Source organism: Actinomadura sp. CNU-125 (assembly GCF_001942465.1).
GTDB lineage: Bacteria > Actinomycetota > Actinomycetes > Streptosporangiales > Streptosporangiaceae > Spirillospora.
On the sequence record NZ_MKJY01000186.1, the window covers coordinates 1 to 10,533 of the forward strand.

Annotated in this window: 8 protein-coding genes, 1 tRNA gene and 2 pseudogenes; 10 read left to right on the forward strand and 1 reads right to left on the reverse strand. The window is 72.7% G+C overall.

The genetic code is table 11. The features are described 5' to 3' along the window. The first annotated feature begins 598 nt into the window (after nt 1-598). The 6 genes and pseudogenes from rplU to BJF79_RS21650 all read left to right on the forward strand — a co-directional run bounded on the left by rplU (nt 599) and on the right by BJF79_RS21650 (nt 7,286). Complete coding sequence (gene rplU / locus BJF79_RS21625; protein WP_075899987.1) at nt 599-913, forward strand: 50S ribosomal protein L21; 315 nt, start codon at nt 599-601, stop codon at nt 911-913. Nucleotides 914-926: 13 nt separating this feature from the next. Continuing rightward, nucleotides 927-1,184: a 50S ribosomal protein L27 gene (gene rpmA / locus BJF79_RS21630; protein ID WP_075899989.1), complete on the forward strand. Its 258-nt coding sequence runs from the start codon at nt 927-929 to the stop codon at nt 1,182-1,184. A gap of 101 nt (nt 1,185-1,285) precedes the next feature. Continuing rightward, a complete protein-coding gene (gene obgE / locus BJF79_RS21635; protein WP_075899991.1) occupies nt 1,286-2,680 on the forward strand; it encodes a GTPase ObgE in 1,395 nt (464 codons plus the stop codon). A gap of 16 nt (nt 2,681-2,696) precedes the next feature. Then, nucleotides 2,697-3,810: pseudogene (gene proB / locus BJF79_RS21640) on the forward strand (glutamate 5-kinase). A 23-nt stretch (nt 3,811-3,833) separates the two neighbouring features. Beyond that, a complete protein-coding gene (locus BJF79_RS21645) occupies nt 3,834-5,105 on the forward strand; it encodes a glutamate-5-semialdehyde dehydrogenase (protein WP_075899993.1) in 1,272 nt (423 codons plus the stop codon). Between the two features lie 912 nt (nt 5,106-6,017). Continuing rightward, on the forward strand, nt 6,018-7,286 hold the full coding sequence (locus tag BJF79_RS21650; RefSeq protein WP_262402380.1) for a TIGR03767 family metallophosphoesterase: 1,269 nt from the start codon (nt 6,018-6,020) through the stop codon (nt 7,284-7,286). Nucleotides 7,287-7,349: 63 nt separating this feature from the next. On the opposite strand, the gene BJF79_RS21655 is transcribed toward BJF79_RS21650, so the two are convergent. Continuing rightward, nucleotides 7,350-8,381 (reverse strand): M48 family metallopeptidase, encoded by a 1,032-nt coding sequence (locus tag BJF79_RS21655; RefSeq protein WP_075899996.1) that lies wholly within the window; start codon nt 8,379-8,381, stop codon nt 7,350-7,352. Between the two features lie 128 nt (nt 8,382-8,509). Here BJF79_RS21655 and nadD point away from each other — a divergent pair. From nadD to BJF79_RS21675, 4 genes and pseudogenes are all read left to right on the forward strand, one after another. Continuing rightward, nucleotides 8,510-9,084, forward strand: a pseudogene (nadD, locus tag BJF79_RS21660) (nicotinate-nucleotide adenylyltransferase). A 182-nt stretch (nt 9,085-9,266) separates the two neighbouring features. Then, nucleotides 9,267-9,680, forward strand: coding sequence for a ribosome silencing factor (rsfS, locus tag BJF79_RS21665; RefSeq protein ID WP_075899998.1), 414 nt, complete (start codon nt 9,267-9,269; stop codon nt 9,678-9,680). Next, nucleotides 9,673-10,335: a histidine phosphatase family protein gene (locus BJF79_RS21670; RefSeq protein WP_075900000.1), complete on the forward strand. Its 663-nt coding sequence runs from the start codon at nt 9,673-9,675 to the stop codon at nt 10,333-10,335. The genes rsfS and BJF79_RS21670 overlap by 8 nt, the downstream gene beginning before the upstream one ends. Before the next feature lie 79 nt (nt 10,336-10,414). Next, nucleotides 10,415-10,485: transfer RNA gene (locus BJF79_RS21675), tRNA-Ala, on the forward strand. Nucleotides 10,486-10,533: the final 48 nt, after the last annotated feature.

The window sequence follows — 10,533 nt, forward strand, 5'->3', positions numbered from 1 at the left end:
GAGGTCGCCGCCGCGAACGCCGCCGCGGAGACCGCCGACGTCGCCCCGGGCACGCTGGACGCCGCCGAGCCCGAGCCCGTCGCGGTGCAGGCGAACGGCTCGTCCAACGGCGCCCCGCACGCCGCCGCGACCGCCGAGTCGGCCGAGGTGCCGGCCGCCGAACCGGCCGAGGCGCCCGCCGAGGCCGCCGCGGTGCCGAGGGCGACGGCGCGGCGGACGCCGGTGCCCGTCGCCGCCGCACCCGGCGCTCCCGCGTGGCGCTCAGGCCGCGGACGGCGCGGAGGACTGACCGACGGACGGTCCCTGACCCGGACGCACGCGCGTGCACGCGTTCGCGTTCGGGTCAGGGCGTCCAGTACACTCGTACTTCGGTGTGTGGTGACATGCGCCGACACGAACTCGCACCGCGGGCCCCGTCCGGGGAACGTCCGGTGCACCCCCCGCCGATCCGGTGGGGATCGAGCAGAGAGCGCCGCGGCTTCGGCCCGGTGTGCCGCCCTCGGCCCGTGCCGGGGGTAGGCCCTCATCCGAGGGCTGGTAGAGCCACGCGTGGGACTGGTTCGGTCCAGAAGCACGCGCACGACGAGAGGTTTCCGCGGTGTACGCGATTGTCCGCGCAGGCGGCAGGCAGGAGAAGGTCGCCGTCGACGACGTTCTGACCGTCGACAAGCTGGCCGGCGAGGTCGGTTCGACCGTCACGTTCCCGGCCGTGCTGGTCGTGGACGGCGACCGGGTCGTCAGCTCCTCGGCCGACCTGGCCCGCTACGAGGTGACCGCCGAGATCGTCGGCGCGGTCAAGGGCCCGAAGATCAACATCATGCACTACCGGAACAAGACCGGTTACAAGCGGCGGATGGGTCACCGTCAGCCGTACACCGAGGTCAAGATCACCGGTATCGAGTCCGGGAAGTAAGGAGAGCGGTCACATGGCACACAAGAAGGGCGCATCGTCCAGCCGTAACGGTCGCGACTCCAACGCCCAGCGCCTCGGCGTGAAGCGGTTCGGCGGCCAGGTCGTCAACGCGGGCGAGATCATCGTCCGTCAGCGCGGCACCCACTTCCACCCCGGCCCCGGCGTCGGCCGCGGCGGCGACGACACGCTGTTCGCGCTGGTCGCGGGCGCGGTGGAGTTCCGGCGCTACCGCGGCCGCAACGCGGTCAGCGTCGTCCCGCCGGCGGAGTAATCCGCTTCGGGAAGAGTCTTTCGCAAGGGGCGGACCGTTCGGGTCCGTCCCTTGCGCTGTTTTCAGAGCCCCTCGCGGGGCCGAGCGCAAGGAGAGTCGCCGTGGCCGCTGGTGCGGGATCGGGCGCGCAGTTCGTCGACCGGGTGGTGCTGCACGTCGCGGCGGGCAACGGCGGGAACGGCTGCGCGTCGATCCACCGGGAGAAGTTCAAGCCGCTCGGCGGCCCGGACGGCGCGAACGGCGGGAACGGCGGCGACGTCGTCCTGGTCGTCGACACCAACGCGGCGAGCCTCCTGGACTACCACCGGCGTCCGCACCGCAAGGCGGGCAACGGCAAACCGGGGCAGGGCGGGCATCGGACGGGCGCGAACGGCGACGACGTGATCCTGCCGGTCCCCGACGGCACGGTCGTCAAGGAGGGCGACGCGGTGCTCGCCGACCTGGTCGGCGAGGGCACCCGGTACGTGATCGCGGGCGGCGGGCGCGGCGGCCTCGGGAACGCGGCGCTGGCGACCGCCAAGCGCAAGGCGCCGGGGTTCGCGCTGCTCGGCGAGCCCGGCGACGAACGCGACGTCGTCCTGGAGCTGAAGAGCGTCGCCGACGTCGCGCTCGTGGGGTTCCCCAGCGCCGGGAAGTCGTCGCTGATCGCCGCGCTGTCCGCCGCGAAGCCGAAGATCGCCGACTACCCGTTCACCACGCTCATCCCGAACCTCGGCGTGGTGAGCGCGGGCGACAACACGTTCACCGTCGCCGACGTCCCCGGCCTGATCGAGGGCGCCAGCGAGGGCCGCGGCCTCGGGCTGGAGTTCCTCCGCCACATCGAGCGGTCCTCGACGCTCGCGCACGTCCTCGACTGCGCCACGCCCGAGCCCGGCCGCGACCCGCTCAGCGACTTCGAGGTCATCGAACGCGAACTGCAGGCGTACGACCGGGTCCTCGGCGACCGTCCGCTGTCCGACCGGCCGCGCCTCGTCGTGCTGAACAAGGTGGACGTACCGGACGCGCGCGACCTCGCCGAACTCGTCCGTCCCGAGTTCGAGGAACGCGGCCTGCGGGTGTTCGAGGTGTCGGCGGCGACCCACGAGGGCCTGCGGGAACTGTCGTTCGCGATGGCCGCGATGGTCGCCGAGCACCGCGCGAGCCTGCCCCCGGCCGAGCCGACCCGCATCGTGATCCGGCCCGAACCGGTCGGCGGCGGAGCCGAGTTCGAGGTGAAGCCGATGGGCGAGAACACCTACCTGATCACCGGGTCCAAGCCCGTCCGCTGGCTGCGGCAGACCGACTTCCAGAACGAGGAGGCCGTCGGGTACCTCGCCGACCGGCTCGCGCGGCTCGGCGTCGAGGACGCCCTCGCCGCGGCGGGCGCCGAACGCGGCGCGACCGTCATGATCGGGACGATCGACGACTCCGTCGTGTTCGACTGGGAGCCCGACATCGCCGCCGGTGAGGCCACCGCGGGCCCGCGCGGCACCGACCGCCGGCTCGACGGCCGCTGACCCCGGGGGGACGTTCGTGACCGAACGCGCGGAGATCGCCAAGGCCCGCCGGATCGTGGTCAAGGCCGGTTCGTCGTCGCTCACCACCACGCGGGGGACGATCGACGCCGCCCGCATCGACGCCCTCGTCGACGTGCTCGCGGCCCGCCGCGACGCGGGCGCGGAGATCGTGTTCGTGTCGTCCGGGGCGATCGCGGCCGGGCTCGGCCCGCTCGGCCTCACCCGCCGCCCGTCCGACCTCGCCACCCAGCAGGCCGCGGCGAGCGTCGGGCAGGGCGCCCTGTTCGCCCGCTACACCTCCTCGTTCGCCCGCTACGGCGTCACCGTCGGGCAGGTGCTGCTGACCGCCGACGACATGATGCGCCGCTCCCACCACCGCAACGCGCAGCGCACCCTCGCGCAGCTCCTGACCCTCGGCGTGCTGCCGATCGTCAACGAGAACGACACCGTCGCCACCGACGAGATCCGGTTCGGCGACAACGACCGGCTCGCCGCGCTCGTCGCCCACCTGACCCGCGCCGACGCGCTCGTCCTGCTGTCGGACGTGGACGCCCTCTACACCGGCGGACCCCCGCAAGCCCGGCGCGCGCCGCATCACCGACGTCCGCTCCCCGGCGGACCTGGACGGCGTCGAGCTCGGCGGGTCGGGACGCGTCGGCACCGGCGGCATGATCACCAAGGTGGAGGCGGCGCGGATCGCCGGGATCCCGGTGGTGCTGACGAACGCGGCGTCCGCCGCGCGCGCCGTCACCGGCGAGCCCGTCGGCACCCTGTTCCACCCCGTCGACGACCGGCGCCGCCCCACCCGGCACCTGTGGCTGGCGCACGCCACCACCGGGCAGGGCCGCGTCCTGCTCGACCCGGGCGCCGTCGAGGCCGTCGTCGAGCGCGGCAAGTCGCTGCTGCCCGCCGGCGTCACCGGCGTCGAGGGCGACTTCGCCGCCGGGGACCCCGTCGACCTGTGCGGCGCCGACGGCCGGGTCGTCGCGCGCGGGCTGGCGAACTACGACGCGTCGGAGATCCCCGACCTGATGGGCCGCTCGACCCGCTGGCTGGCGCGCGAGCTGGGCCCGGAGTACGAACGCGAGATAATCCACCGCGACCACCTCGTGGTACTGACCGACCGCTGAATTCGACCGGAGAGGAACCTCGGATGAGCGAGCAGGACCGGGAACGCGAGGAGTTCCTGCGGGTGGCGCGGACCGCCCGCGACGCCGCCGCGGGGCTGGCGCCGCTGCCGCGCGCCGCCAAGGACGCCGCGCTGCACGCGATCGCGGACGCGCTCGTCGACGGCGCCGCGCGCATCATCAAGGCGAACGAGACGGACGTCGCGCGGGCCCGCGAGAACGGCACGCCGGAGTACATGATCGACCGGCTGAGCCTGTCGGCGGAGCGGATCGCCGCGATCGCCGAGGCCGTCCGCGACGTCGCGGCGCTGCCCGACCCGGTGGGCGAGACCGTCCGCGGCAACGTCCTGCCGAACGGCCTGGACCTGCGGCAGATCCGGGTGCCGCTCGGCGTCGTCGGGATCATCTACGAGGGCCGCCCGAACGTCACCGTGGACGCGGCCGCGCTGTGCCTGAAGAGCGGGAACGTCGCGATGCTGCGCGGTTCGTCGTCGGCGTACGAGTCGAACTCCGTACTGGTCGCGGTGATGCAGGACGCGCTGCGGGGCACGGCCGTCCCGTCCGACGCGGTGCAGCTCGTCCCGGGCACGTCCCGCGAGTCGGTCAAGCACCTGATGCGCGCGCGCGGGCTCGTGGACGTGCTGATCCCGCGCGGCGGCGCCTCGCTGATCAACTCCGTCGTGGAGGAGTCGACCGTCCCGGTGATCGAGACCGGGGTCGGGAACTGCTCGGTCTACGTCGACGCCGCCGCCGACCTGGACACGGCCCTGAACATCCTCGTGAACTCGAAGACGCAGCGCCCGTCCGTCTGCAACGCGGCGGAGACGTTCCTGGTGCACGCGGACGTCGCGGACGAGTTCGTCCCGCGCGCGCTTGCGGCGCTCAGGGAGAAGGGCGTCACCGTCCACGGGGACGACCGGATCCGCTCGTTCGGCGACGACGTCGTGGCGGCGACCGAAGACGACTGGTACGCCGAGTACCTCTCCCTCGACATCGCCGCCCGCGTCGTCGGCTCCCTGGACGACGCCGTCGCGCACATCCGCCGGTACGGATCGGGGCACACCGAGGCGATCGTGACGACGTCGCAGACCGCCGCCCGCCGCTTCACCTCGCTCGTCGACTCGGCGGCCGTGATGGTGAACGCCTCGACCCGCTTCACCGACGGCGGCGAGTTCGGTTTCGGCGCGGAGATCGGCATCTCCACGCAGAAGCTCCACGCCCGCGGCCCGATGGGCCTCCCGGAACTGACCTCGACGAAGTACGTGGTGACCGGCGACGGCCACGTCCGCGGCGCCTGACGATCCCCCGGGGCACGGCCTCCGGCCGCCCGCCCCGGGGCACTAGTACTCCGCCGTTCCGCCCGGCCGACCGGTCCGCCGGCGGCGGCCCCGTCGGCGACGGCCCCGTGGCATCCCGGTGCGGGCCCGTCGATCCCTCGGGGTGCCGCCCGGCCGTCCGTTCCCGCCTGTGCCGGGGCTTTACGGGTCCGGCGTGCGCCGCGTGCGGGCACGCCCCGGCGGTGCGCGGTGGGGTGCTTGACGGACCGTCCGGCCGCTTGCAGCGGGTTTCGGCGGGCTTGTGTCCTGCCCAAGCTGTGGGCTGTGCGGGTCGGGTCCGGTGTGGGCGTATGTGCGGCCGATACGAGGGGTGTTCACCTATGTGACATCTTGGGTCTTGATGTCACTCGTGTCGGTGTGATCTGATCCACTTCGTGACTCGTGAGATCAGCCGCCGCCGCGTCCTGCGGGGCGCCGCCCTCGGGGCGGGGATCGCCGCCACCGGACTCACCGCGTACCCGGCCCGGGCCGCGACCGCCCCGCGGCTGCGCGGGCCCGTCGCCGGAACCACCCTCGACCGCACCTACCTCCTCGGTTCTCCGGGCGCGGGCGGCTACCGCAAGGTCGTCGCCGGTCCGGGGGAGCCGCACGTCCTGCGCCGCGACCTCGGCGGTGCCGCGTCCCCCGGACGGGCCGCGCGCCGCCGGGGCGTGCTCGCGTTCGGGCACCTCACCGACGTGCACGTGATCGACGCGCAGTCCCCGGCGCGGGTCGAGTTCGTCGACCGGTTCAAGGACGCGCTGAGCGTCCTGCCCGTCGAGGGCGCCTACCGGCCGCAGGAGATCCTTTCCACGCACGTCGCCGAGGCGATGGTCCGCGCGATGAACTCCGTCGGACGCGGCCCCGCGACGGGGGCTCGACCTCGCGTTCGTCATCAACACCGGGGACGCGGCCGACAACGTCCAGTACAACGAGATCCGGTGGATCATCGACCTGCTGGACGGGGAGCGCATCAGCCCCGACTCCGGCGATCCGAACCGGTACGAGGGGGTCATGGACCTCGCCGCGTACGACCGCGCCTACTGGCACCCCGAGGGGCCGCCGCCCGGTGCCGACGCCGACGTCCCGACGGCCGAGCACGGGTTCCCGCGCGTCCGGGGCCTGGTGGACGCCGCCCGCCGCCCCTTCCGGGCGACCGGCCTGCGGGCGCCCTGGTACGCGGTGTTCGGCAACCACGACGGCCTCGTCCAGGGCAACCTCCCCGTCAACCCGCTGGTGACCGCGCTCGCCGTGGGCGGCATCAAGATCGGCGCCCCGGCCGACGACGCGCAGGCCGAGCGGCTCGCCCGGATGATCACCGACGCGAACGGACGCGAGCTGGTGCGGCTGAGCCGCGAGCGCGGCGCGTCCGGGGGATTGTTCCGCCCCGTGACGCCCGATATGAACCGGCGGATGCTGTCGCGCGCCGAGGTCGTCCGCGAGCACTTCGGGACGAGCGCCGCTTTGCGCGGCCACGGGTTCACCGCCGCCAACCTCCGCGACGGGACGGCCCACTACGCGTTCGACCAGGGCGTCGTGCGGGGCATCGCGCTCGACACCGTCAACCCCAACGGCTACTCGCAGGGTTCCCTCGACCGCGCCCAGCTCGCGTGGCTGGAGGACGAGCTCAAGGCGGGCAGCCGCCGCTACCTCGACGCCCGCGGCGACGTCGTGACGCACAACGTCCGGGATCGGCTGTTCGTCCTGTTCAGCCATCACCCGATCGGGTCCCTCGACAACCCGCTCGGCGGCGATCGGGTCCTCGGCGACGAGGTGAAGGCGCTCCTGCTGCGCTACCCGAACGTCGTCCTGTGGGTGAACGGGCACACGCACCGCAACGAGGTCGTCCCGCACGCGCGCGAAACGGGCGGGGCGTTCGGACCGGGCGGCTTCTGGGAGGTCAACACGGCCGCGCACATCGACTTCCCGCAGCAGAGCCGCATCGTCGAACTCGCCGACAACGGGGACGGCACCCTGTCGGTCTTCGCGACCGTGCTCGACTCGGCCGGGCCCGCCGCCCACGGCGGCCGCATCGACGATCCCGTCCGGCTGGCGTCGCTGGCCCGCGAGCTGGCCGGCAACGACTGGCAGGACACCCCCGGCGAGCGCCGCGGCGCCGTCGACGACCGCAACGTCGAACTCCTCGTCCCCAAGCCGTTCTAGGCCCCGCAGGACGCGCGAAGGGCCGCCGTGCCACGTGGCACGGCGGCCCTTCGCGCGTGGCTTCTAGTTGTCGTTCGACCCGTTCGGGCGCCGCGTGATGCGGTCGAACAGGCCGCCCGCCGCGCCCGCCGCGGCGTCCGCCATGTCGCGGACCTTGCCGACGAACGGGTCGGCCGTCTGCTCCCACGACTCCCGGTACGACCGCGCCGCGTTCTTCACCTCGTCGGTGACCTTCGCGTTGCCGTCGTCGTCGCGCCGCGGGTAGTTCCCGGCGAGGATCCGCTCGTACTCGCCGCTGCGCGCCCACCGGTCGATCTCGGCGAACCGGATCACCGCGAACGGGTGCGACTGCGGCAGCAGGTTCAGGAACTTCAGCAGCCCGTCCCGGACGTCGCCGGCCGCGTCGTACTCGCGCGCCTGCTCCAGGAACGCCTCCGCGCTCATCTCCGACAGCTTCGTCCCGCCCGCGAGCTTCATGTTCACGCGCTTGGCGGCGTCGAGGTCCTGCCCGGCGAGCAGGCCCGCGCGGTCGGACGACAGTTCCGCCTTGCGGAACCACTCGCGCAGCCCGATGATGATCGCCGCGATGCCGACGTTGCCGAGCGGCAGCCACGCCAGGCGCGACCCGAGCCCGATCAGGATCTGCATCATGGTCTGGTAGACCGCGTGGCCCGACAGGATGTGCCCGACCTCGTGCCCGACGACGAACCGCAGTTCCTCGTCGTCCAGCAGGTCGATCAGCCCGGTGTTGATCACGATGAACGGGTGGTCGGAGCCCAGCGCCATCGCGTTCGGGGTCGGGTCCTGCTTGACGAAGACGTCGGGCACCTCCTTCAGGTCGAGGATGTAGGACGCGTCGCGCACCATGTCGTGCAGGTGATGGAACTGGTTCTCGCCGACCCGGACGGTCCCGCCGAGGAACATCAGTCTGATGGCCCGCTCGTTGACCAGGCCCGACAGCTTGCGCAGGACGACGTCGAACCCGGACAGCGAGCGCAGCGCCACCAGCGCCGAGCGGTCCGCCGGGTGTTCGTAGGCCCGGGAGCTGATCCCCGGGAAGCGCTTGCGTGCTCGATCCGGTGTGTTCTCCGTCATGTCTGGCATGGTAGTTGTGACGAACCGGCGCGCCACAGGGTTCCCGCCGCGAGCCGGGGCGAACGTTCCGGGCATGTCACCGGCTGGTTATTCTCGTCGGCATGACGCAAAAGCGGCGGCTCGGGATCATGGGCGGCACGTTCGACCCGATCCACCACGGGCACCTGGTGGCCGCCAGCGAGGTGGCGCACTTCTTCTCGCTGGACGAAGTGATCTTCGTCCCCACCGGCCGTTCGTCCCACAAGGAAGGCCGCAAGGTCGCCGCCGCCGAGGACCGCTACCTCATGGCCGTGATCGCCACCGCCTCCAACCCGCGCTTCTCCGTCAGCCGCGTCGACATCGACCGTCCGGGCTCCACCTACACCGTCGACACCCTGCGCGACATCCGCGACGTCCAGGGCCCCGAGGCCGACCTGTTCTTCATCACCGGCGCGACGCGCTGGAGAAGATGCTCACCTGGCACGACGCCGACGAACTGTTCGAACTCGCGCACTTCGTCGGCGTCACCCGTCCCGGCCACCGCCTCGCCGACCCCGGCCTGCCCAACGGGCGGGTGTCGCTCATGGAGGTCCCGGCCCTGTCGATCTCCTCCACCGAGTGCCGCGACCGCGTCCAGTCCGGCGAGCCGATCTGGTACCTCGTCCCGGACGGCATCGTCCAGTACATCAACAAGCGCGGCCTCTACCGCGACGACGCGTCCTGACCTGCACGGAGATCGACGGGACGGGTTCGTCCGGCGTACCCCGGCGGGGCGCGACCCGACATACCCTGGAGTAGGAAGGGTCGCGTGGGAACGCGGCCGACGAGAATTGAGAGGGCCGCCGGGTCCCGCCCGTGAGATGGTGGAGCCCAGACGACCCCTACAGGGAGGATCGCGAGCGCATCGTGACCGCATCCGAGAGGGCGGCACAGCTCGTCCGGATCGCCGCCGAAGCGGCGGGAGACAAGCTGGCCGACGACATCCTGGCCTACGACGTGAGCGAGCAGCTCGTCATCACCGACGCGTTCGTGCTCTGCTCCGCCCCCAACGACCGCCAGGTCCGCTCCATCGTGGACGAGGTCGAAAAGCGGCTCCGCGAGGAGGCCGACGCCAAACCCGTCCGCCGCGAGGGCGAACGCGAGGGCCGCTGGGTGCTCCTCGACTACGCCGACGTCATCGTGCACGTCCAGCACGAAGAGGAACGTGTGTTCTACTCGCTCGAACGCCTCTGGAAGGACTGCCCGGTGATCGACCTGCCGGAGTCCGTCACCGCGCACATGGAGCACCGCGCCCGGACCGTCGGGAGCGCGAGTGAGTGACGCCGGCCCGACCCGTGAGCCGGGCAGGCGCCGTCTCGTCCTGTGGCGGCACGGCCAGACCGCCTGGAACGTGGAGAACCGCTTCCAGGGCAAGACCGACATCCCCCTGGACGAGACGGGGATCCAGCAGGCCCGCCGCTCCGCCCGGCTCCTCGCCGGGCTCCACCCGACCGAACTGCTCGCCTCGCCGCTGCAGCGCGCGTCCGTCACCGCATCGAGCCTCGCCGAGGTCACCGGCCTGCCCGTCCGCTACGACCGCGACCTGATCGAGCGCGACGGCGGCGAATGGGAGGGCCTCACCGGACGCGAGATCCGCGCCCGCTACCCGGCCGCGCACGCCGCCTGGCAGCCCCCGGGCGGCGAGACCAGCGCCCAGGTCGCCAAACGCGTCGGCGCAGCCCTCGAACGCGCCCTCGACGAACTGCCGCCAACCGGCACGCTCGTCGTCGCCTCGCACGGCGCCGCGCTCCGCCTCGGCATGTCGCACCTCCTCGGCCTCCCCGAGGAGGTCTGGGAGCGTCTCGGCGGCCTGTCGAACTGCTGCTGGTCCGTCCTCACCGAGATGCGGGACGGCGGCTGGCGGCTCGCCGAGCACAACGCCGGGACCCTCCCCGAGCCCGTCCTCGGCGACGACCGCACCGACAACGGCGCGTGAGGGGAAACGATTCGTGACCACGCGCCGGAGTCCGATACACTGGCGAAGCCCTGCGGGATGAACGTCCACGCAGCGGCGCGGGGCTATGGCGCAGTTGGTAGCGCGCCTCCATGGCATGGAGGAGGTGGGGTTCGAATCCCCATAGCTCCACGAGTTTATTGCGGCGAAGGCCGCCCTTCCTCGGCGCCTACCAGGCGC

Excerpts from the sequence above, each read along its gene's own strand:
- BJF79_RS21655 (WP_075899996.1), bottom strand. The coding sequence starts at position 8,381 with ATGACGGAGAACACACCGGATCGAGCACGCAAGCGCTTCCCGGGGATC.
- BJF79_RS21645 (WP_075899993.1), top strand. The coding sequence starts at position 3,834 with ATGAGCGAGCAGGACCGGGAACGCGAGGAGTTCCTGCGGGTGGCGCGG.
- rpmA (WP_075899989.1), top strand. The coding sequence starts at position 927 with ATGGCACACAAGAAGGGCGCATCGTCCAGCCGTAACGGTCGCGACTCC.